Source organism: Ferroplasma sp. Type II, assembly GCF_000496155.1.
The window spans coordinates 25,474-47,995 of record NZ_KI542717.1 but is presented as its reverse complement, the minus strand read 5'-3'; the positions used below and the strand labels follow the sequence as shown (position 1 = coordinate 47,995).

The following is a 22,522-nucleotide window of genomic DNA, read 5'->3' as shown; positions in this document are numbered from 1 at the left end:
ATTTTACTGGGAAAATTATTTTATTCAAAGGGATCTTAAACTTTTAACCATTTTAACGCAGCTTTCAACAGCATCCTTTGCCATTTCTATTCTTGCCTCTGCCTGAAGCCTGGATTCTCCTGATCCCGATATTCCAAGAGCCACCGGTTTTTCGTATTCAAGGGACAAATCTGTTATTTTTCTGGCAGCATTGTCCATAATGACTTTATGGTGGTCTGTTTCTCCCTTAATCACCGCTCCCAGTGTGACAACCCCGTCAATGTCATCCATCTTCAGCAATTTCTTTATTGCCAGAGGCATATCAAAGGTTCCTGGCACCCTGAAAACCTTATGTACATCCACAGAGAGAAAATTCGCATATTCTGTTGCTCTCTGCAGCATCATCATTGTTATGTCATAGTTAAATTCCGATACAACTATTCCTATTCTAATTTTTTCCATATTTTATCACCTAATGTCTATGTGAATAGCCATTGCTATCCATTGCCGGGCCTTTGTCATCAAATCCCTGCCTTAACCCTGTCCCAGCATTTGCAGTTAATTTTTCCCGGATCAAAAAGCAGGTTATATGTATTTATGGCATGTTCCCTTGCTCTCCTGTCTGAAAGCCATGCCAGTTCTTTGTCATCCTTTGCCTCATCCTCATGAACAAAGACCTCTATAATATGCCTTTTTTCCTCTAGCTGAACTTCCATTATTCCTGTTGAGGCAATCTGTGCAGACATCTTATCCACCGGCATTCCCCCTGGCATGCCCAGTGCCATTATTATATCACATTCGCCATCTTCAAAAAGAATTTTACAGGCAACCGGTATATCCTTTATGCCGGGCACGGTGTAACGAACTACTGTAAAGCCTGTGCCCATACTGTAAAGTTCATCAATAGCAGATGAAGCCATGTCATATCTGGCAAACGTGGTATCAACTATGCCTATCTTTTTCAGTAGTAACCACCCCACTGATTAAGTATTTCTTTCCCGGTAACGAATCCATATCCATGTTCACTGGCATATTTCTCTGTTTTTTCTCTGCTCATTGACTTACCGTTATCATCCAGCATTTCCACTATAGTGGCACTTGGAATGAGATCTGCCTGATCCATTAAGTATGTACTGAGCTCGGTATGCCCTTTCCTTTTTGAAAAATACCCTTTAGTTGCTATCAGGAGGTGTATATGCCCCGGTGTTCTGAATTTATGCCCAAAGTCCTGTGAAGTTAACCCCTTCTTCCTGATATTTCCTACAAATTCAGCAAATTCCCTTACTGTTGCCGCACGGTCCTTATCAGAAATCCCTGTGAATGTGTTCCTTGAATTTATTGTAATAGAAAAAGTGCTGTTTTTGTCGTATTTCATATCTGTAGCATCCAGTACTGATTTATCCATGTCCAGGCATTTTCTATAGAGGTCTTCTATATAGGGAATGTTCAGCATATCTGCGTCTTCCTCTTTGATTGTTGTACAGATCAGCCCTCCACCATCTTTCCTCATAATTCGTATGAAATCCTTTGTAATGTACTCTGATGGAATAACTATATCTGTTTCTCCCTCTCTGTCGTCGGCATCAAAGATGAGAACAGGTTTTCCATTTTTTAATAAATCTATTGCCTCCGAATACATAGAGGCAGTATCACCGCAGATTATTTAATAGTTTGGTATTTACTCATATTTGGTTATATTAATCGGGTTAAAATAATGTTTCTTTGTAACTATCTGATATTCGTTTAAAAGTACATTTTTGAAAAATATGTATTTTTCATTATATGTCATTCCACTTTTTTCCATAAATTTCCTTGGGTTATCAATAGCGAACCTGAGTATTTCACTGGGGCTTATATAGGTATTAAATCTCTGATATCTGTAAAGAAAATCCATTTCGGCAAATAAATCGGGTTCCGTAATAAACACATTATCTGTGCCCATCATCAGTTCTATCCCGGCTAATGTAAATTTTCCATAATCTGGCCTTTTTCCAAAAAATATGTTGGATCGGGGTGTGATCACAATCGGTATATTTTTGGATTTAATTTTTTGAAGATCGCTTTCATGAGCCTCAATTCCATGTACCAGAAAGTCAGGGTTCAAATTTAATACCATGTCAATATCCTCCCTAACATTCTCACTGAAATGAAGGGCCATGATTTTATTGTTCTTTTTAGCAAGCATGCTGGCTTTAATCGCTTCCTCATATTCCATATCGGAGATTGAGCTCAAACCTATGCCATTGGCATTATCCAGTATTGCCTGTATACTCTCATTTTTGAAAGGCCTTCCAAGTACTACAGGCCTTATATATTCCCTATCCGTATGATTTATGAATTCAGCACCCTTGATCCCATTCTCTCTAAAGTCGAAGTATGACAGGATACCAGATTTTTCCATGAAGCTGGTTGAATTTTTTATTCCTTCCATTATAATGTCATCTGAGGAATTTTCCAGCTGCCTGTGTTTGAAACCCCCTGGCCCAACAATTTCTGGCAGCTCACCCCTGGGCTCGTCTCTGATAAAAGAATCACCGATATGTGTATGTGCGTTGACAGGCATCGGAATAAGGGTACCGTACATTCCATTATTTGCCACGCTGTCTGTAAAATTTGTTTCTTCTCCTACTGACAGTGTGCCTTTTCTCATCCTGCCATTATAATATATATTGCCTGTAAATATCATTTTGTATCACCGAATTCCCTTAAACAGGTATTATGTATATTTTTCACATATATAAGTAATTACTCTATTATTTTAATTTTAAAGTATGAAATAAGAATATTTACACACAGTATATTATTTTACTACTATATTATAAGTAATATCTCAAAATTGTTATAGTAGATTGTAATTTAGACTCATGTTGCCCTATATAATCATAAACGTTGCCATGTCACTTAACGGAAAAATCTCCTCTGGTGCAGGCCGGTACCCTATATCTGGAATAGCCGATATGGAAAGGGTTAAAATTCTTAGAGGTTCAGTTGATGCGGTGCTTGTAGGTGCAAATACAGTAATGATAGATGATCCGGTTATCCATGGGGCAGCAAATAGGATAGTTCTTGACGGGCAATTTAAACTTTCATCAGGCTACAGGATATTTGACCAGAGTGCCAGTACGTATATTTTCTCACTGAAGCAGAAGTATATTGAAAATGTAAAAACAGTTGTTATAGATAATACAGATATAAGTGGCATCATGGAAAAAGTATATGATTTAGGCATGAAAAGGGTTCTGGTTGAGGGCGGGTCTCAGGTTATTCTGCAATTCCTTAAGTCCAGAATTTTTGACGAATTTTATATATATGTGAATCCTGGAATATTGCTCTCAGGCACACCACTGTTTCCCAATATGGATATTAATAATATAGAATACACAGCTGAAATTTTCGGCAAGGGAATTCTTTTAAGCATAAAAAGTATACACATTTGATAATAATGGATAGCAACGGATTTTTAAGGTTAAAGTGGGCAAGGGACCATATGCCTGTTTCTGCCAGTATCAGAGAGAGATTTCTGAAGGAAAAGCCATTAAAAGGCATAAAAATAGCGATGGCTCTGCATGTTGAGGCAAAAACGGGAATATTCGCACTTTTGCTTACTGAAGGAGGTGCAGAGGTACGCCTGGCATCATGCAACCCACTGAGCTCAGATGACAGTGTTGTTCAGTCTTTAAAGGACGATTATAATTATATGGTATATGCAAAAAAGGGAGAAACAGAAAAGGAATATTATGATAACATAAAAAAAACTGTGGAAACTGCGCCTGATCTAATAATAGATGATGGGGGTGACCTTACAAATCTCGTTTCCTCACAGCCAGAGCTGGTAAAGCATGTTATGGGTGGAAATGAAGAAACAACTACCGGCGTGGTAAGGTTGAAGGCAATGGAACAGGCAGGAGCTTTAAAATTTCCCATGTTTGATGTCAACGACGCACAGATGAAGCATTTCTTTGATAATCGATACGGTTCAGGGCAGAGTGCACTGGATGGGTTTATGAATGCAACGAATATACTTATTGCCGGAAAAAATGCCCTGGTGGCCGGATACGGCTATGTCGGGAAAGGTGTTGCCATGAGATTAAAGGGCATGGGTGCCAGGGTTACTGTCACTGAGGTTGATCCGGTAAAAGCAATAGAAGCCGTTATGGATGGATTCAGTGTGGATAAAATGAACAGCGCAATAAGATACTGTGATCTGCTGTTCACTGCTACTGGCATGAAAAATGTGGTAAGTTATGATGACATGCTGGTTGCAAAGAAAGGCATAATAATGGGAAACGTGGGGCATTTTAACAATGAGATAGATTATGCATCCCTTGAGAAAAAGAATATAGGCAAAACACCGGTAAGAAACCTGGTTACAGAGTATAAACTGGAGAATGGAAATACTGTTGATTTAATCTCAGACGGCAGGCTTCTGAATCTTGCTGCTGGTCAGGGCCATCCCGTAGAAATAATGGATTTAAGCTTTGCCCTTCAGGCTCTTACCGCCGAGTATATAGTCAAAAATCATGAAAGCCTTTCAAACAGAGTTTACCCGGTTCCAGAGGAAATAGACCGGGAGGTAGCTAAAATAGCACTTGATTCCTTGAATTTTAAAATAGACAGTTATACCGAGGAGCAGATAAAATATTTGAACAGCTATCAGGAAGGCACATAGATTTTTATATAATTTTTTTATTATTGCCCATGAAATTAACGGCTGTCAAAATTGATGGTAAAAGGCATCTTGCATCATACAGGGACGGAAAACTGGCACTTCTTGATGATTTCCATATAAATGCCAGTTCCGTGGCCGATCTTTCAAGGGAAGACCTTGCTAGAATTGATGAAATAAACCAGTTTAAAAATTATAAATTTTCATATGATTCCATTATCGACCAAAAATCAACGCTGCTGTGTATAGGCCTCAACTACAAAAGCCATGTATCTGAGCACACTGGAGGGAAGGTACCGGAAACACCTATGGTTTTTTCCAAATCGAACAATGCCTTTGCCGGTAACGAATCAGTTGTTGAAACCGGGTCTGGAATGAATGTGGATTACGAGGGTGAACTATGCGTCATGATAGGGAGTAAAGCAAGAAACGTGGAGGAAAAAGACGCATTGAGCACGTACTTGGTTATTTCATTGGAAACGATGTAAGCTCAAGGCTGCTTCAGTACAGAACTTCACAGTTTTATCTGGGAAAAAGCTTTGACGGATTCTATCCCAATGGGCCATACATAGCCATAGATGAAATAAAGGACCCACACAATTTAAAAATACAGACAATGGTCAATGGAGACCTGAGGCAGGACTCCAACACGTCATATATGATATTCTCTATAAACAGGTTAATAAGTTACATTTCAAGATACATGACCCTGAGGCCTGGTGACTGTATTTCCACTGGAACACCGGCGGGAGTGATAATGGGAATGGCACCTGAAAGGCAAAAATGGCTGGGAAACGGGGATCAGGTGGAAGTTCAAATAGAGGGCCTGGGAAGGCTTGCCAGCACATTCAAATAAAATGCAGTACACAATTATACTGAAGCCCTGCCCGAAAACAAGGCGTAAAATCACAGCAGTTAAAAAACATTTGGAGGCATTATATGGCTATACAGGATCATTGAGCAACAAGGGAGTACATATAACCATGGCATACTTAAGAAATTCCCAGTTCCTTGATGTACCGTCGGTAAAAACCGTCTGTGAATCCACAAAGCCTTTTACATTTGAACTGGGCAGTACTGGATATTTTGAAAAAATCAGGAATAACAAAAAGTCCTATGTAGTTTTTTACAGGATAATTGCTTCTCCGGAAATGGAGGAATTCCACGAACGCCTTGTGAAAGCACTGGGGGATAACAGCAGTGACACGGGAAAATTTATTCCGCACATAACACTCATTCGGAAAAATGTGCATGAGGACAACCTCAGGGAAATACTGGATTTGACAGAAAATTCAAAAATCTCCAGTGAATTTTTATGCAAATACCTAATACTGGGAAAACGTTCATCACAAAATTCCCGATGGCATTTCGAACATCTAGATTTCCGCAAAACTTAAAAGGAATTTATAATAACAAACTATGAAACATGTTATCCTGATAATAATGGATGGACTTGGAGACCGCCCCAATGTGGAACTGGATGGTAAAACAGCGCTCCAGGCAGCCACAAAGCCTAATTTGGATTACCTTTCTTCACATGGAACAACGGGGCTGATGTCCCCCGTATCATTTGGGATAAGGGCAGGGTCTGATACTTCACATCTTTCCATTTTAGGATATGATCCACATAAATACTATACTGGCCGTGGCCCCTTTGAGGCCCTGGGATTGGGGATTCCGTTAAAGCCAGGGGACATAGCCTTCAGGGCAAATTATGCCTCAGTAATGAATGGAAAAATCATTGACCGGAGGGCTGGAAGGATACAGAACACTGAAGATCTTTCCAGAGAACTTGAAACAGAGATAGACGGCGTTAAATTTATAGTTAAATCAGGAGTTGAACATAGGGCCGCAGTTGTAATAAGAGGCAGTGGGCTCTCAGATATGATTTCTGACACAGATCCCCATTCTGTAAATTCACAGCCTGTAAATGCGAAAGCCCTATCTCCTGAAGCTGATTTTACAGCCAGCCTAATAAACAAATTTCTTGAAAGGTCCAGAAAAATACTTGCAAAACATCCATTAAACCAAAAATTGGTTTCTCAGGGGAAACTCCCTGCAAATGAAATAATGTTAAGGGGAGCCGGAAAAATTCCAAAACTTCCATCCTTCCATGAAAAATATGGCATGAATGGGGCATGTATTTCAGGAACTCCATTGATCCGGGGAATTGCAGGACTGGCAGGCTTTGATATTATCAGTGTTGAGGGAATGAATGGAAGGGTAGATACAAATTACAGCAACATAATTTCGGCTGCTATAAGATCACTTGAAAAATATGATTTCATACTTATAAACATAAAAGGCACAGACATTGCCGGGCATGATAAAAAACCACTATTAAAGAAAGAGGTGATAGAGAAGGTGGATTCAGTGATTTTACCGTTGCTTAAATTATTACCAGATACGCTTATTGTGGTCACCGGAGATCATAGCACACCATGCTCATTTGGAGACCATACTGGAGATCCGGTGCCAATACTATTCGCCACTGATGGCATTATAAACGATAATGTAAAAACCTTTGACGAGCTGAGCGTTTCAACAGGCTATTATAAGATAACAAGCAATGACATCATGCCCTTAATAATGTCCTATTCGGACAGATCAGAAAAATATGGTGCATGATATTTCTACGCTAGACTCAGGAGATTGCCATTTTTTTCCACATCGTACTGCTGTAATTCATGGCTCGGATAAGATTCCATAAAAACTTCCCTTGCATCCATGAGAAGTGTGTCAAGGTCATTGTACCTGGAACTGTAATGAAAGAGGAATAATTTTTTCACATTCCCTGCTGAGGCAATTTCGGCTGCCTGCCTTGCTGATGTGTGCCCGTATTCATTCACCATTGGCTCCATCGAGGAATCCATGGTAGTATCATGTATTAGAACATCGGCATTTCTGGCAAATTCTGGCATTTCAGCAACTGGCCTCGTATCACCTGTATATACTATTTTTCTGCCCTTTTTTATACCCAGTGCCATATCATCCAATCTGTATTCCTTTCCCTTAATTTTCACTACCCCATTTTTTCTAAGTTCTTCAAGCCTGTAAACGGGAAATCCTATTTGATCCACTTTTGCTTTGTCTATTTTTATGAGATCTTTCTCCTCAAGGGAATATGAAATAGATGGAACCGTATGGTTGTTTGCCATTGTCCTTACGGTGAATTTTCCAAAATCATAGGAAGTTCCCGGCACAACTTCGTAGACATTTATTACATAGTTTATTCTCTGATAGCCAAGGTGTATTGCATTGCGGATAAAGTTTACAGCCCCTACAGGCCCGAATATGTTTAGTTCCTCTGTACGCCCCAGAAAGGACAGGGAATTCAGAAGCCCCGGCAACCCGAGAAAATGATCGGCATGAAAATGTGATATGAATATATTTGAAAGGGACATAAACGATATTTTGCTCTTCATAAACTGTTTTTGTGTACCCTCTCCGCAGTCGAAAAGGTTCAGTATATCATCAACCTGAACGGCAACTGCAGGCAAACTCCTTCCTGGTTTTGGCATTGATCCTCCTGTTCCCAGAAAGGTGATTCTGATATTTGAAGCCATAATCATGTATTACTAGATAATATATTATTTTTGATAAATTAGTTATATATCAAAGGCATATAATATTATGATAAATCAGGAGATAGAAATAAAGGGCAGGAAATATCAGTACATCAACGAAAAGATAGGAAAAAAGGCACCATTGATAATTTTAAAGGGCGAAAATGGATATATAATGTGCGGGTATCTCAACATAGAGGCGGCCAATTCTCTTGGAGATGTGGCAGTCAGAGTGTCAGGTGTGAACGACATCAACGATGTTTTGAATACTAAGGTCAATGCCTGTACAGATAATGCAAAGAAACTTGGCATAAATACCGGTGACAATATAATAGATATTGTAGATAAATTATAAAGATATAATGGTAAACCGGTAAACCGGTAAACTTATATACCGGATTACTATATATAATTATGGCAGAAGAAAATAAAGAAAATGAAACAACAAGTGAAAATGAGGATGTAGTGAGGAAAACTATATCCATTAAAGGGGTTAGTGCAGATCTATATAGAAAGGTACAGAAGTTATCAAATGAGACGGGAAAAACAATAGGGCAGGTCACAGACGATGCCTACAGATCCTTTATGGGAACAGTAGAAAATGCAAAGCATATCTCAGAGGGGTTTGTAAGAGGTATGAAGGAAGGTTCTTCCCAATTCATAGAGAATATTAAGGAACTTGAAATCACTGGTGATGACCTTAAAGAAATTGGAAGGAAAATCATATTTAAAAATATAGAAAACCTCACCTTTAAGGATATAGACAATGAAACCTTTGACAAATATGTCAATGCCATTATATTGGTCAAAACCGTTACAATACCTAAAAATCTTAGCAAGGCAAAGATTCTGTTAAAGGGAAATTTTATTGATAAAATAATACAATAATTTTTTGAAAGAAGTTTATTTTAATTTTTCTGATCCTTGTAAAAAAAAGTACTCTCCACATCGGAAATTACAGCATCATACATATTTTTGTGTTCCTCAATATAATTATAAATGTCAGTGTGTAAAGGCAACCAGTACTTTTCAATATAATCTGGATTTACAGCCTGTATGAATTTATTGTTTACTCTGAAAATGCTGTCAGTAACTTCAGAATTAACCGTTTCAGGATCTTTCCAGTAACCTTTTAAATAAGAATTTACAACCGTTTCTATTATATCCATAATGTTTTTCTTTGTAATTTCCTCAGCATTATGAATTTCAAATAATTTGCCCCTGGACAGTTTCATGTATTTTTCATAGTTGATTTCTGGGAAATAAACATTGAACGATTCCTGTAACATTGTTATTTCTTTATGCTGATCCTTATCCTTTTCAAAATCCTCTCTGGAGGTGTATGTTACTATTAAGTTATCAACATTTAATTTATGGACATACCTGATAAAATCCTCATATTGGTATCCTATAGTATTTTCATGCATTTTCCTTAGAGTAGAGACAATTATCATAGGGATATATACCTTCGTTACATTTAAAATTAAGTTAAAATCAACCTAATCGAGTCGATAATTTAACATATAAGCGGGAAGTCCCATGCGTTAGCTTGGGGAGGATGTCACTGAAATATTGCACGCACTGATAAGAAAATATGTAATATTATATAAGTTATAAAAATAATATTTCCACCAGATCTAATTTTCTTTCTATAAACTAACAGCTCTGCAGGACTAAATTTATGCGTATATATCAATATGATATAACTAAGTGTGATCCATATCACTATCTGATCAGCTGATGTGGAAAGGAAATAAACTATAAAAAATATATAAGGAAAAATTAATAAAGCCAAATAAGAACTTCACATAAAAGTTAGAACATCAACCAAAATGTAACGAATAAATGGCTTGAATTTCTTTAATGTGACTAGGTTATCATTAATTGTCGCTTCTTCTTTTAGCAACCGTGGCAAAGCATTCATTTCATGAAATTAAAAGGCTAAATCAACAATTAATAGAACAATCAGCAGAATAGGAAAAATGAATGAAAAATCACTAATAAATGTCAATTAAATCACTAACAGCTCTTTAAAATATAACATGCACTACAACATATAAATATATTATGGAATAAGCAATCAAAACTATGATCGAAATACGATCAATTTTAGGTTTACGAGACCTTAATTCCGTAATGTTAAATTTATGTATATGTATTGACAATGAGTTGATAAAGTGAAACCATGCACTTATTTGTGGGAGTGTTGTAAAAAAGAAAATAATATAAAAAACTATTGAATAATTGAATATTAGTATAGCCGAAAAAGTATTTCCCAGATAAATTACAAATATTAATAAGGTAAAATAAATAATAGATTTAAAATTTTTGAACACTACAATATTATCACGAACCAGCGCATTTTTTTTTGTCATGCGCAGCAAAATTTTAAGTTCATAACATGTGAATATCAAAGAACTAAAAAATAAAATATAGAAAGTTAGTGAAATAATTACTAAAATAGTAAATAATAAGGTACCTGGCAATATTAATCACCAGGGTGGTTCATCAAACGGATTCCAAACACTGGAGTGCGGAAACATGGCAAGGATAGAGTTATACGATGCACCATTTCCTCCTGCTATTGCAAGTGGAACATATATGCCGCTGCTGTGAGACTGTGCTGTTCCTGTAAATGCTCCCTCTTCTCCATATACTCCCACCTGATAGAAGTTATACCATGCTGTGCCCCAGCTTGCGCCTGTGTCGAAATAAAATGTTGGGTCGTGATTAGCCAGTGCATATAGATACAATGCAACAAAATCAACCGCCAGAGCAGCAGCTACTGCCCCAAACGCAGCACTTGCACCTGCGGCAGCGGCGGCTGAAGCGTCACCTACTGCATCCCCAATTCCTGTAGAAACTACCTCTCCAAAGAATGCAACTATTCTAGCTTTAGTGAAGTCTGATGTTTCTATTACTGGTATCTTCATTACAACTAGCACTGCCTCATGGTTTTGTGGGTATTTATAATATGTACCTACACAATCACCTGGAACATGTGCATTGTTCTGGCGTATTATACTCATATTCAAGTATATTTTACTTCCTGATGAAAACACTGTTACTGTTCCAAAATGCCCTTTCTCGATTATAACCTGTTTAGCCGAGGAGCGGTTGACTGAAAATACCATATTTATATTCATCTTTCTTTCCATAACATTTACATTTCCATGATATTTATCTAATGTTAAGGATCCAGGAACATGTCTAGTCGGATACTTGATTAGAGGAGTGGAATGGGAAGCTGCAACAGTAGATTTATCAAAAGCATTCAGATGAAAAGTTATCAGTCACAGGAACAAAAGCCATCATTACAAATATTGCTGCCATTAACACACCTATTATTATCTTCTTTTTACTCATTATGATATAAACGTTTCAATATATATATATGTCGATAATAAAAGTAATAAATAGTTTAGCAATAAATTAAAGTATATTTCTAATTCCTATAAGTTGAAGGAACCACGGGTAGTGTGTACCTCATAAAGGAAACCACATGTGAAGGAGGAAGATCTGAACATTATGGGGAATGTGAAATTACTATATGTATCATATTCTCTGATTTCAACATTTTGTTGACAAATTCTATAGTGCTTTCATTTACCTCACTGCCTAAGGAGTTCATATCAAAATATTTAAGATCCACTGCATCAGACCCTGCGTTTTCAATTCCTGTCACTGGTATGCATCTATAATCCATAATTACGTAATGGAAATTATGTGTTATAATTTCAGAGATACCAATGAGTTTATCAACTTCTATAGTGAGGCCAGTTTCTTCTAACATTTCCCTTTTTAACCCATCTTCAAGTGTTTCATTCAATTCCAGCTTGCCACCTGGAATGGCCCATTTATTTCTGTCCGGTTCATCCCTCCTTTTTACAAGAAGTATTTCATTACCGTGGATTATCAAGCCCCCAATGGCAATTTTAGGATAGATTTTCATATGTTGTCATTAACTCAGAATATAAATAAATTCATAATTTAATTGAGTTAAAAATTAGGATTTATTATACACACATTTATTCCAACAAATCATTTAGCCTACGAATTTCCTGAGCACACCCATCTCATATATATAGTCCCGTACCTCATCGAATTTTCCATTTTTGAATGCCATAAGCAATAAAGTTGTGTATAAACCGTGTTTTTGTATATTATAGGGGTTATCGGTAGGCACACCTATATTTTCCTCTATGTATCTCATATCCTCCCTTATCATGCCTATTATTTTGTTATCCACTTTCCATATGTCCCTGAGATAATCAAGCGATTCATAAGTGAAATACCTGGCACTGGACTGGATATCATATTCCATATACCGGTATAAGCCCTTTAATAATGCATAATTATTTTCAGACATTCCAGATAACGAAGCAATTCCAAGTATTTCCGGAGGTATTCCCATTGAATAAAGTGCACCAACAAATGCTATTGCTCTTGGGAGTTTTGCATTTCCTGTACTCCTTGAGTATCCGAAGAGCCCAACATGCAATTTCCTCTGCCTCCTCTTTGGAAGATAAAGTGTCATATCATTAATTGGCTGTGCCAGCCCCTCGATAATTTTTTGAAACCTCACCGCATAGTTATCTACTAGGCTTTTCATTGCTTTCTCAGTTTCCAAATCTATAGGCACAGGTTTTCTGGGTATATGGTCATTAATCAACGAAATTGAATTTTTAACATCCACATCATTATAATCATATCTGAATGCGGATTGCACGGAGAAAGTGTAGTATGAATCATATTCATCTATGGCACGCTTTATATTCTGAGGTCCAAGGTTTCCCCTGAAGGGGGATGAACCTGCACCTATGATTGGATATATTTCCATTCCTATATCGTTGCTTATTTTATCCATTTTTGAAACGGCATACTTTGCCAGGAGTGTTGCCGGGATCATCCCATAATTCATTGCGGGGTCTGATCTTGCAATAAAGATTCTCATATACTCAGGCTTAACTGCATTGTGATACTTTGTTATTATAGATTCAATATTGAATATGGAGTCCTTATCTTCTATAAGAGGAATCAGGTTAATCTTTCTAGGCCGTACCTCTCCTGTTATATCCTTTGAGTACACATCCTCATAGAGATTTATGTCCTGTGAATCAACTATTCCCTTCTCATAAAATTTTACCACGTTGAGCATGCTTCTATAATCGGTGGTAAATGGAAGTATCACCTCGAATATAGGGGCTATGCCATTATTGAATATTCTATTGGCAACATCATAGTTTAATGGTATGCTATTTAGTGTCTCATTCAGAACTTTTCTTTCAGCTCCCTCTATTAGCGGGTTTGGAATCCTGTATGTCAGGAAAATATCCTGGCCAAGCCTGTTGTTTTCAAAAAATTTGCGGTCTTTTCCGAATAATTTCCGTATAACGTGGGTATCCACATCTTTTCCTTCTGCATCCCACATAACTTCCTTTATTCCCAATTTTTTGTATGCTATGTAAGCCTCTTCTATTTCATCCTCGTTTGTTATTATGCTTTTGCCCGTACTCCAGGTGGGCATCATTGCATTATCGGGATGCTGCGTTGACATAGTTTTTGGAATCATAATAGCATATTGAAACACAGTACAAATATAAATTGCAACAAAAAATGACATTTGTCTCATTTATGAGCTAATGGATAGATTTTAAAACCTCAATGTCATGATGTAAGGTTGTTATTTTTAACATATAAGCGGGAAGCCCCATGCGTTTTAGCTTGGGGAGGATGTCACCTACTTCATTCTAAAGTGTTGGGGTATAGATACACACTCTTCTCATTAATATAGAATTATACTTAATGGCGAGTGTCGAATCTTTCTACAGTTTCCACCTGATATCATGCGGAGTAGGTCTTCATGCCAATTTAAAATAATATTTCTTCGAATACTAGAATGTTTAAATATTGTTTATTAATGGTAGCCCAAATGACTGAAACCGATGAAATATTAAATTATCTTAATATCAAAAACGTTGATGAGCTATTTGATGATATCCCGGCAAAATTAAAAGTTTCCCTTGATCTCGGAAGTCCTGTGGATGAATTTTCCCTTATTAAGGCAATAGAAACAATAGGGAAAAAGAATATACAGGGAAATATGAATTTTCTGGGCAATGGCATATATGACAGATTTATCCCCCCGCTGGTGGATGAAATAATAGGCAGAAATGAATTTCTGACATCATATACCCCATATCAACCAGAAATATCACAGGGTATTCTTCATTCACTTTTTGAATACCAAAGCATCATATCAGACCTGACTGAAATGGATGTAACCAATTCCTCCATGTACGACGGTTTCACATCACTGGCTGAGGCAGTCAGGATGGCCTACAGGATTAATGGGAAAAATGAGGTTTTAATTCCAGAAAACATATACAAATCTCAGCTCAGCATAATACAAAATTATACGGCAGGACTTGACTTAAAATTTATCAGGTATAACTTTGGGCCGGATGGCATGATCAATATGGAGGACCTGAAAACCAAGGTTACGGACAAAACATCAGCCATAATAGTCGCAAATCCAAATCTGTTTGGGTTAATAGATGAAAATGCATTTCATGTCAGTGAGTTAAAAAAGGATTCAATTCTGATTACATATTATGACCCCATGTCACTTGGACTGATTATGCCTCCTGGTGAATATGGTACCGACATTGCCGTGGCAGAGGGGCAGCAGCTGGGAATTCATATGAACTATGGAGGGCCTCTTCTTGGACTGTTTTCATTCAGGAAAGAATATGTGCACAGGTCGCCCGGCAGGCTTATAGGGCTTTCAAAAGATTCTCAGGGAAGAAATGCCTTTGTGATGACTCTCCAGGCACGGGAACAGCACATAAGGCGTTCAAAGGCAATGAGTAATATATGTTCCAATCAGGCACTTCTGGCTGTAGCTTCTCTTGCCTATCTGTCCATAATGGGTTCAACTGGCCTCAAAAAAATTGCATTAATAACAATGAACAAAAGCAGCAAGCTCAAAAAAGCACTGGTTTCTGCAGGTGTTAATCCAGTCTTTAATGGAATAAATTTCTCAGATAATCTGTTTTATTTTGACAGGCCCGAAATACTGTCAAAGAATAATATATCGGGTGGAATAAAACTATCTGACTTATCAGAATATAATGGATATGAAAAATCATCATTTTTTTCCGTTACTGAGAAGACAAGCGATGAAAGCATAGTCCAGCTGGCAAAAATACTGGGTGATTGAAATGTACAGGCAGGCTCATTATGATGAAGATTTTTTGAACCAGTTTAATACTGGCAATGATTTCTATATGGATGATGTGGAAGATACCTATCCGGAACAGATAAAAAGGAAGTTCCTAAAACTTCCTGATGTTAGGAGTGTTGATGTGTCGAGGCATTTCACACGGCTATCTGAAATGAACTATTCTGTTGACCTTGGAATGTATCCGCTGGGTTCATGCACAATGAAATTCAATCCGAAGTATGCAGATTATGTAGCATCAATCCCTGAATTCCAGAATATCCATCCCCTGGAAGATGAATCAAGGATACAGGGGACTCTGGAGATAATGTATAAGCTCCAGCAGTTCCTCGTAAAAATTTCCGGGATGGATTATGCAACACTACAGCCATCGGCGGGTGCTCATGGAGAATTTACCGGAATTCTTATAGTAAGAAAATATTTTGAAACACGTGGTGAACTAGACAAAAGGAATGAAATCATAATTCCTGATTCTGCACATGGTACAAACCCCGCTTCAGCAGCTATGGCAGGATTCAAGGTTGTGGAGGTTCCATCTAACGGAGACGGGCTCGTTGACCTGGATGCACTGAAAGCTGCAGTAACTCCAAACACAGCAGCATTCATGATAACGAATCCGAACACACTGGGAATCTTTGATGACCAGATATCAGAAATTGCCAGCATCATACATGACAACGGTTCGTTGCTGTACTATGACGGCGCTAATTTTAATGCCATACTTGGAATAACAACTCCTGGAATAATGGGGTTTGATATAGTGCATTTCAACCTCCATAAGACATTTGCAACTCCGCATGGAGGAGGAGGCCCAGGTGCAGGGCCTGTGGCCGTAAAATCATACCTCAGGGACTTCCTGCCTGTTCCTATTGTTGTAAATGACAATGGCAGTTATTCACTCTTCTATGGACTAAAAAACACCATAGGAAAGATATCTTCATACAGTGGTTCATTCGGCGTCATATTGAGGGCGTTTTCATATGCATTGAAGAACGGAAACAATCTCAGTGCCAATGCGAAGAGAGCGGTAATGAATTCCAATTACATGGCCAGAAAACTCTCAAAATTTTATGAGATGCCCTATAAGCCACTGAAAAAGCATGAATTCGTCCTTTCAACTGGTAACACTGGGAGGCGTGCACTGGACATATCAAAATTCATACTGGATTATGGAATACATTCACCGACTACATATTTTCCCCTGATCGTGAAGGAAGCAATGATGATTGAGCCCACAGAATCAGTGACAAAGAAAGATATGGATTATTATATAGATGTCATGGAAAAAGCCCTTTCTGTACCTGAAGATCAGCTAAAGAACGCACCTGTAAATACATCTGTAAATAGAATAGATGAAATAGGCGCTGCAAGAAATCTCATACTAAAATGGCCGGATACAATGGAAAATGATTAAATAAACATAAGAGATATGAAATAATCAACTACCCTTCACTGAGGGGGGGTAGTTCCGTGAGGAACAGCGCAAGAGTTGATTATGGGACTTTAAAGACATGGTGAAAAGCACGAAAGAAAGGCAGAGATAAGAACGGAGAGATACATACACGCCTGCGGATGTTTCACATGGAAAATCAATCATTGCAGAAGGAGGAGAAAAGAAGATGAATATAAACATAAAAACGGTTAAACTGGTAAAATACGGTGGGGGATTGAGGTTCACTACACAATTCCTCGCCATGCTTCCGAATGGAATCTCATTGGAGGGTGTAAGATGAAAATTAATGAAATACAGGGAAATTTGAATAATATTGAAATCAAGGTTAAGATATTATCTGTTGATAAAAGGGAAATAAGTACATCCAAGGGTGATACAGTATATTATTACGGACTGGTTGGAGATGATACAGGAGTATTGCCATATACTGCATGGGAATTCCCGGCTCCCATAAAGGCAGGTGATGTTGTGCAGGTAAAATATGCAAAAACAAAGTTGTATAATGACCGGATAAGGCTTTATTTTGATTCAAAGACTGAACTGCTGCTAAAACCCGGTGAAGAGATGGATGTAAAAAATACATATAAAGAAGTCAAGCTTATGGATTTATCAACAAAGTCTCCATTTGTGGCTGTAACCGGCAAAATCAGCAATATGTCAGGAAAGGAGTATAATAAGGCCGGAAAAACTCTTACCATATATAACGGTTTTATCGAGGACGACACGTCAAAAGTCAGAATATCATCTTTCGGAAAACCGCTGGAAAATGGAAAGATATACAGGCTTGTTGGAGCCAAGGTATCAGAATTCAACAGACAGCTTGAAATTTCCATAGGGGATAAAACAGAAGTATTCATTGAAAATGAGGACATGGACTTTGAAAGGTATTATAAACTGTTTGAGGTAGACAATCCCGCAGGCGGCATTACCATTATAGGATTTATAATTACCCTTGGAACAAAAAGCGGCATTATCAAGCGCTGCAGTGAATGTAATAAGCCCTTAAGTACCGGAGTGTGCCCGGATCATCCTGACAAACCTACAAAACTGGATATATTTTCATATTTTACATTGGACGATGGCACAAAGTATATACAGTGCATAGCGGGGAAAAAGGCTATTATGCCATTTATCGGTGTAAAAGAGGAGGAATTGCCACGTTATGCCGGTGAGATATACAAAATGCTGGAGGACAAACTATACGGGCATGCGGTCAAGGTCAATGCAGATTTCATTAAAAACGATGGAGATCTTTCCCTGAGAGTCAATTCCATAGAGAACGTAGAAAAGGAAGACATCCGGAAGGATATAGAATTAAATCAATAGGTGAAAAAATGGAATATACTAAAAGAGAAAACTCATACTGGATATTTTCAAGAGAATTAAAGGATTCAAATAAGCTTGAAGGTGAGGAGAAAAGGCCATATGTTATAACACCGCTGGGTACCAGGCTTAAACGTATACTCATCACTGGGGTTATTACATACAAAAGTTCTGATGACCGCATGGTGAAAATGACAATCGCCGATTATATAGGTTCATTTTACCTCACAGCATTCAAGACAGGATTCAACAGTGAAATGGCTGATGAGATGGACAGGTACAATGTGAATGATACAGTAATTGTGATGGGAAAGGTAAGTTCATTTAAAACAGATGATGGAATATTTTATTTTTCCATAAATCCCGAACTTATAAAATCCATATCCGAAACGGAGCACTATTTCTGGGGTATACGGACTTCCTATGTAACAAAAAGAAAATTGCTTGCCATCACCGAAGCCATGAAAGACGATGCAGCTACTGCAGAAACACTGGTTAAGATTGGCTACTCGCATGAGGAAGCAGAGGATGCAATAAGAGCAAGAGAAAACTATGCAGATTACGATTTTACATCCTATACGAATGCAGTATCAGCAATCAATTTTGATTCGCCTGTTATGGCTGAAAGCATTTCACCAGGTGCCATTGATAATGTAGAAAACTCTGAAAATACTGAAAATACTGAAAATTCCAGTGCTCCCCAGACATTCAATGTTGAAACATTTGTGCTTGATTATATCAAAAGCAATGACAGTGGCCCGGGATGCAAATATGATGACATTGTTATTTCATGTACCAATGCAGGCATACCACGTGAAAGGGTAGATGAAATACTGAATTCTCTGGGGTCCAGCGGTGAAATTTATGAGGTCTCGCTAAAAAGATACAAAGCCTTATAATTTCAATAAAACAATTAAAATACTTTGTTTATATGTATTATTTATGGCAACTCTTGACGATATATTAAAATGGTTAAGTTCAGGATCAGACAAGGCAGGTTCATTAATAGACTTAAAATGGAACATTAAAAAAGCAGGAGATTACATAGCACTTCAAAATGATAAGATACCCTTTGATATATTTCTTTATGTGGGTGGCGAAAAGAAGAACCTTAATCTTATAGTCAGAACCGGCATTGAAACTGCCACAATAGAAAATCAGCCTCGCCTTACAATATACAGAACACTTCTGATTTTAAACGAAAAAATTGAGCTGGTTAAATTCATGCTTGACGGTATTAATGAGGAGGTTATAGCAAGGGAGGATTTTGACATATCAGCACTGACAAGGGATGTTCTCAACGCAGGACTGAATAGAATACTTGCTGCATTTTATCTTATGGTAAGGGCACTTAATCTGGAGGACGAGTTCAACTCCAGCATTATAGAAAGGACAACTATGATGATAAGGGAAATGGCAAAGGCTGGAAAAACAAGGGACGAAATCAAGAGCTATCTAATTTCCTCACTGGGGTTAAACGACAGAGATGCAGACAAGCTCATAGCCGAAGTTCTGGATGCCAATTTACCACCAAAGAATATGTATGAATAAGGTGAAAGAATCAGGTGTATAAAAATGAATTTAATAGAAATACTTTTTAGCAGGTAATATATATTAATTTATGTGGATTTATGGTATTCTAATGGATTATGCAGCTGCGCTGCCAGGGAGCCTTATACTTGCAGTAGTTCTGGTTTTAATCGTTCTTATCCTAATTATTACAGTAACGGTTTACTATCTTTATAAGATAATTTCTTCCCAGAGGGGTAGAAGGCACACAGGACCAGAAGCAGTGATAAATGCAATCGGCATAGCCACGAATAATATTGATAAGAATGCCAGTGGATTTATCACTATTGATAGTGTATCATGGGAAGCAATCAACAATGGGGAAGAACCCATAGAAAAATATGACAAAGTTGTTGTAACTGGAAGGATTGGCCTAAAACTCATGGTAAAAAAAATCAAGAAATGATTTTAAGAAGTCTGCATTATCTGAAATAATAATATTATTTTAGTTGCAATTTTGGCAGCCTCCCTATAAGGTTATATACAGTTATAGAAATAGTTATTTTTATTATAATTTAATGCTCAAAACACTGGGTTATTCATCTATCTGTATATAATTGACAAAATAGCCTCCGATAAATTTAACATCTTTTAAATTATTACGGTACATGGAATACGGATGTTATATTTGTAACAGAATAATAAAAACAGGAGAGAAATTTACCTTTACAAAGGAAGGGCCTGTGCATATGGACTGTTTTCTGGCTGCACAGAGGAAAAAGGTTCATGAAGACAAACAGGAATACTTGAGAAATCTCGCCATGGTTCTTGATTATGAGTTAACGTATCTGGTAAGTTTATTGGAGTTAAAAACGGATAATAAGGAATCATCAGAACTTATAAAGCGCAGAATAACAGCAATAGAAAAACAGGCTGGAGAGACTACCGGGTTAATTTATAATTTATAAAAAAAATTATTTTTTCTTCTTAAATTCAGTATATCCACATTTCCCACATGTGTAACGGTCAGCATGTTCTGCCAGGAATATGCCTGCACCACATCGGGGGCACGTCCTGTGCTTTCTAACTAACTTTTCTCCTTCAACAGCATATAATTCTCTTTTTTCCATTATTTACTCTCCTTTTCTTTTAATCCGTTTCTGATTAGCTCATAATCCGGTTCATACAACATTGCATGCTCTTTAGTGTCATAGATTTTCACATATCCCTTTAAGGAGTCTTTTCCAGTTTCCTGAATGTTCCGGTCAACAACTATAACATCTTCTTTTGCTTTATAATAATCCATAAGCAGTTTTTTTATTTCGTTCCTGCTAACAGTTTTTCCGGACTTAAAGTCCACCGTATATTTTATTTCCTTCCTGAATAGCAGTTTATTATCCCTCTCGGAATCCACTCTGAAGTTCTTGATTAACTTTTCATTGCTCATTCTTATACATCTCCATTATCATATTGTTTATTTCTTCTTTTATGTCATCATTGATTTTTATGTACGCCATACCAATGTCAGGTACGCCATAAACTATTACTGTATTCTTATCTGCATAAAAGATTATTGGTATAACTGCAAGATCCTCCTCACCATTGACCTCTATCCTGCCCTGGATGCCACTGTTAATAAATTCTCTGATCTTATCAATAAGTTCTACTGATATTATCCCAGGTGGATTTGAAACTATGGCTGAACCCTGTATATGCATAAATTTTTTCTTATCCCGTTTCGTCACAAGGTCTACTATCTGGAGTTCTATATTTACTCCTGCATTCTTTAGATTCTCTGTTGTGACATCACCTACGGAAATTATTTTATTTTCTAAGGAGAGTCTTTTTATGTCATCCACAGTACACAGGGAATACTTGAAATTTTTTATGTATTCTCTTCCCCTGGAATCTATTATAATATCATGATCTAACTTTAATGGCATATATACCGTTTTCTGTTATTCCCGCTTTTTTGGCTATCTGGGAATTTGCATCGTTTACTATCAAAAACCCAAACCAGTCTTCTTTTGTGCGTTCTTCTCCATGTACAGGGCATACGTCCTCAGTTGTCAGCCTTTTGCAAATTTTGCAGGCTTTATATGCTTTTTTCATATTTTTACCTCAGTTATTTACGTTTTCCTTTTTTGCCCATTCCTCTTTACCGAGGCCGGGTTGTTTGGCGGTAAACCCTATTTTGGTATCTGACAGGGAAGAAGAAGATAAGTTTAATGCCACAATCCTGACACGTATTTTATCTCCTACCTTCAGCTCCATTTTTGTATCTTTGCCGACTATTCTCTGATTCTCCATATCTATATTTATTGAATCATCCATAATCTGGCTGATATGCAGTAGCCCCTCAAATGGACCAAATTTAATGAAGGCACCGAACTTCTGCACCGCGACAACTATTCCATCAACAACTTCCTGCATCTTCGGAAAATATGCAAGGGCGCTGTATTTTATAGACTGGTATACTCCTCCATCCCCATGTACTATAGTTCCCTCCCCCTTCATTTCTATACTGTTTACAGAAACTATATAGGATTTGCCAATATTTTTTTGGCCTTCCTGAATGTCAACCAGCTTTCCCTCTAAAATTGATTTTGATGCTTCCGCAACAGCATCTGAATAATTATCATTCAGCAGTTCAGGCGGAATCCTAATCACGTATTCATCCTCAAGCAATATGTACATATTTATTCTCCTTTAAAATATTGTTAAAGAATTTAATAATGTTATAAATATTTATGTATTGTTAAAACCTAAAAAATATATGCATA

General features: G+C 37.3%; 26 protein-coding genes and 2 pseudogenes. 14 read left to right on the top strand and 14 right to left on the bottom strand.

The genetic code is table 11. From position 1 onward, the window contains the following. Window positions 1-24 precede the first annotated feature (24 nt). The 4 genes and pseudogenes from ribH to AMDU4_RS06250 form a co-directional block, all read right to left on the bottom strand. Window positions 25-441, bottom strand: a complete 417-nt coding sequence (gene ribH / locus AMDU4_RS06265) for a 6,7-dimethyl-8-ribityllumazine synthase (protein ID WP_021787142.1) — start codon at window positions 439-441, stop codon at window positions 25-27. A 10-nt stretch (window positions 442-451) separates the two neighbouring features. After that, window positions 452-944: pseudogene (gene ribC / locus AMDU4_RS06260) on the bottom strand (riboflavin synthase). Further along, a complete protein-coding gene (gene ribB / locus AMDU4_RS06255) occupies window positions 941-1,618 on the bottom strand; it encodes a 3,4-dihydroxy-2-butanone-4-phosphate synthase (protein ID WP_021787140.1) in 678 nt (225 codons plus the stop codon). Before ribB ends, ribC begins: the two are co-directional and overlap by 4 nt. Before the next feature lie 39 nt (window positions 1,619-1,657). Continuing rightward, window positions 1,658-2,665 carry an amidohydrolase family protein gene (locus AMDU4_RS06250; RefSeq protein ID WP_021787139.1) on the bottom strand — a complete coding sequence of 336 codons (1,008 nt, stop codon included), beginning with the start codon at window positions 2,663-2,665 and terminating at the stop codon, window positions 1,658-1,660. Between the two features lie 178 nt (window positions 2,666-2,843). On the opposite strand from AMDU4_RS06250, the gene AMDU4_RS06245 reads away from it, so the two are divergent. The 5 genes and pseudogenes from AMDU4_RS06245 to AMDU4_RS06225 all read left to right on the top strand — a co-directional run bounded on the left by AMDU4_RS06245 (window position 2,844) and on the right by AMDU4_RS06225 (window position 7,273). Continuing rightward, the gene (locus AMDU4_RS06245) at window positions 2,844-3,416 is read left to right on the top strand and encodes a dihydrofolate reductase family protein (RefSeq protein WP_021787138.1); all 573 of its coding nucleotides are present in this window, start codon (window positions 2,844-2,846) and stop codon (window positions 3,414-3,416) included. 5 nt (window positions 3,417-3,421) lie between these two features. Next, entirely contained in the window at window positions 3,422-4,648 is a 1,227-nt protein-coding gene (locus tag AMDU4_RS06240) for an adenosylhomocysteinase (RefSeq protein WP_021787137.1), read from the top strand. 29 nt (window positions 4,649-4,677) lie between these two features. After that, window positions 4,678-5,501 (top strand): annotated as a pseudogene (locus AMDU4_RS06235) (fumarylacetoacetate hydrolase family protein). Beyond that, the gene (locus AMDU4_RS06230; protein ID WP_290704380.1) at window positions 5,482-6,042 is read left to right on the top strand and encodes a 2'-5' RNA ligase family protein; all 561 of its coding nucleotides are present in this window, start codon (window positions 5,482-5,484) and stop codon (window positions 6,040-6,042) included. Before AMDU4_RS06235 ends, AMDU4_RS06230 begins: the two are co-directional and overlap by 20 nt. Before the next feature lie 22 nt (window positions 6,043-6,064). Next, window positions 6,065-7,273 carry a 2,3-bisphosphoglycerate-independent phosphoglycerate mutase gene (locus AMDU4_RS06225; protein ID WP_290704378.1) on the top strand — a complete coding sequence of 403 codons (1,209 nt, stop codon included), beginning with the start codon at window positions 6,065-6,067 and terminating at the stop codon, window positions 7,271-7,273. Between the two features lie 5 nt (window positions 7,274-7,278). Here the strand turns inward: AMDU4_RS06225 and rnz are convergent, their stop codons facing one another. Continuing rightward, window positions 7,279-8,211 (bottom strand): ribonuclease Z, encoded by a 933-nt coding sequence (rnz, locus tag AMDU4_RS06220; protein WP_290704376.1) that lies wholly within the window; start codon window positions 8,209-8,211, stop codon window positions 7,279-7,281. Between the two features lie 67 nt (window positions 8,212-8,278). Between rnz and AMDU4_RS06215 the strand changes: the two genes are divergently transcribed. Then, window positions 8,279-8,566 carry a YunC family protein gene (locus AMDU4_RS06215; protein WP_021787131.1) on the top strand — a complete coding sequence of 96 codons (288 nt, stop codon included), beginning with the start codon at window positions 8,279-8,281 and terminating at the stop codon, window positions 8,564-8,566. 59 nt (window positions 8,567-8,625) lie between these two features. Next, window positions 8,626-9,099, top strand: a complete 474-nt coding sequence (locus tag AMDU4_RS06210) for a hypothetical protein (protein WP_021787130.1) — start codon at window positions 8,626-8,628, stop codon at window positions 9,097-9,099. Between the two features lie 20 nt (window positions 9,100-9,119). Here the strand turns inward: AMDU4_RS06210 and AMDU4_RS06205 are convergent, their stop codons facing one another. The 4 genes from AMDU4_RS06205 to ppcA all read right to left on the bottom strand — a co-directional run bounded on the left by AMDU4_RS06205 (window position 9,120) and on the right by ppcA (window position 13,783). Beyond that, the gene (locus AMDU4_RS06205) at window positions 9,120-9,665 is read right to left on the bottom strand and encodes a hypothetical protein (protein ID WP_021787129.1); all 546 of its coding nucleotides are present in this window, start codon (window positions 9,663-9,665) and stop codon (window positions 9,120-9,122) included. A 1,038-nt stretch (window positions 9,666-10,703) separates the two neighbouring features. Continuing rightward, window positions 10,704-11,369, bottom strand: coding sequence for a hypothetical protein (locus tag AMDU4_RS06200; protein ID WP_021787127.1), 666 nt, complete (start codon window positions 11,367-11,369; stop codon window positions 10,704-10,706). A gap of 368 nt (window positions 11,370-11,737) precedes the next feature. Next, window positions 11,738-12,163 (bottom strand): NUDIX hydrolase, encoded by a 426-nt coding sequence (locus AMDU4_RS06195; RefSeq protein WP_021787125.1) that lies wholly within the window; start codon window positions 12,161-12,163, stop codon window positions 11,738-11,740. Between the two features lie 93 nt (window positions 12,164-12,256). Beyond that, window positions 12,257-13,783 carry a phosphoenolpyruvate carboxylase gene (ppcA, locus tag AMDU4_RS06190; protein WP_290704374.1) on the bottom strand — a complete coding sequence of 509 codons (1,527 nt, stop codon included), beginning with the start codon at window positions 13,781-13,783 and terminating at the stop codon, window positions 12,257-12,259. 360 nt (window positions 13,784-14,143) lie between these two features. Here ppcA and gcvPA point away from each other — a divergent pair, with 360 nt between their 5' ends. From gcvPA to AMDU4_RS06155, 7 genes are all read left to right on the top strand, one after another. Then, on the top strand, window positions 14,144-15,433 hold the full coding sequence (gcvPA, locus tag AMDU4_RS06185; protein WP_290704372.1) for an aminomethyl-transferring glycine dehydrogenase subunit GcvPA: 1,290 nt from the start codon (window positions 14,144-14,146) through the stop codon (window positions 15,431-15,433). 1 nt (window position 15,434) lies between these two features. After that, window positions 15,435-16,868, top strand: a complete 1,434-nt coding sequence (gene gcvPB / locus AMDU4_RS06180) for an aminomethyl-transferring glycine dehydrogenase subunit GcvPB (RefSeq protein ID WP_021787122.1) — start codon at window positions 15,435-15,437, stop codon at window positions 16,866-16,868. 315 nt (window positions 16,869-17,183) lie between these two features. Then, a complete protein-coding gene (locus AMDU4_RS06175; RefSeq protein WP_021787121.1) occupies window positions 17,184-18,233 on the top strand; it encodes a hypothetical protein in 1,050 nt (349 codons plus the stop codon). Between the two features lie 8 nt (window positions 18,234-18,241). Beyond that, window positions 18,242-19,129 carry a hypothetical protein gene (locus AMDU4_RS06170; RefSeq protein ID WP_021787120.1) on the top strand — a complete coding sequence of 296 codons (888 nt, stop codon included), beginning with the start codon at window positions 18,242-18,244 and terminating at the stop codon, window positions 19,127-19,129. 43 nt (window positions 19,130-19,172) lie between these two features. Next, window positions 19,173-19,781 (top strand): hypothetical protein, encoded by a 609-nt coding sequence (locus tag AMDU4_RS06165; RefSeq protein ID WP_021787119.1) that lies wholly within the window; start codon window positions 19,173-19,175, stop codon window positions 19,779-19,781. Window positions 19,782-19,872: 91 nt separating this feature from the next. Continuing rightward, entirely contained in the window at window positions 19,873-20,205 is a 333-nt protein-coding gene (locus AMDU4_RS06160) for an NfeD family protein (RefSeq protein ID WP_290704370.1), read from the top strand. A gap of 202 nt (window positions 20,206-20,407) precedes the next feature. Continuing rightward, complete coding sequence (locus tag AMDU4_RS06155; protein ID WP_021787117.1) at window positions 20,408-20,707, top strand: DUF2175 family protein; 300 nt, start codon at window positions 20,408-20,410, stop codon at window positions 20,705-20,707. Window positions 20,708-20,713: 6 nt separating this feature from the next. Here AMDU4_RS06155 and AMDU4_RS06150 read toward each other — a convergent pair whose 3' ends face one another. The 5 genes from AMDU4_RS06150 to AMDU4_RS06130 are packed head-to-tail and all read right to left on the bottom strand — an operon-like array spanning window position 20,714 to window position 22,436. Next, the gene (locus AMDU4_RS06150) at window positions 20,714-20,869 is read right to left on the bottom strand and encodes a 30S ribosomal protein S27ae (RefSeq protein WP_021787116.1); all 156 of its coding nucleotides are present in this window, start codon (window positions 20,867-20,869) and stop codon (window positions 20,714-20,716) included. After that, window positions 20,869-21,186 carry a 30S ribosomal protein S24e gene (locus tag AMDU4_RS06145; RefSeq protein WP_021787115.1) on the bottom strand — a complete coding sequence of 106 codons (318 nt, stop codon included), beginning with the start codon at window positions 21,184-21,186 and terminating at the stop codon, window positions 20,869-20,871. The genes AMDU4_RS06150 and AMDU4_RS06145 overlap by 1 nt, the downstream gene beginning before the upstream one ends. After that, window positions 21,176-21,682, bottom strand: a complete 507-nt coding sequence (locus AMDU4_RS06140) for a GTP-dependent dephospho-CoA kinase family protein (RefSeq protein WP_021787114.1) — start codon at window positions 21,680-21,682, stop codon at window positions 21,176-21,178. The genes AMDU4_RS06145 and AMDU4_RS06140 overlap by 11 nt, the downstream gene beginning before the upstream one ends. Then, on the bottom strand, window positions 21,660-21,851 hold the full coding sequence (gene spt4 / locus AMDU4_RS06135) for a transcription elongation factor subunit Spt4 (protein WP_021787113.1): 192 nt from the start codon (window positions 21,849-21,851) through the stop codon (window positions 21,660-21,662). Before spt4 ends, AMDU4_RS06140 begins: the two co-directional genes overlap by 23 nt. 9 nt (window positions 21,852-21,860) lie before the next feature. Beyond that, window positions 21,861-22,436, bottom strand: coding sequence for a DNA-directed RNA polymerase (locus AMDU4_RS06130; protein WP_021787112.1), 576 nt, complete (start codon window positions 22,434-22,436; stop codon window positions 21,861-21,863). Window positions 22,437-22,522: the final 86 nt, after the last annotated feature.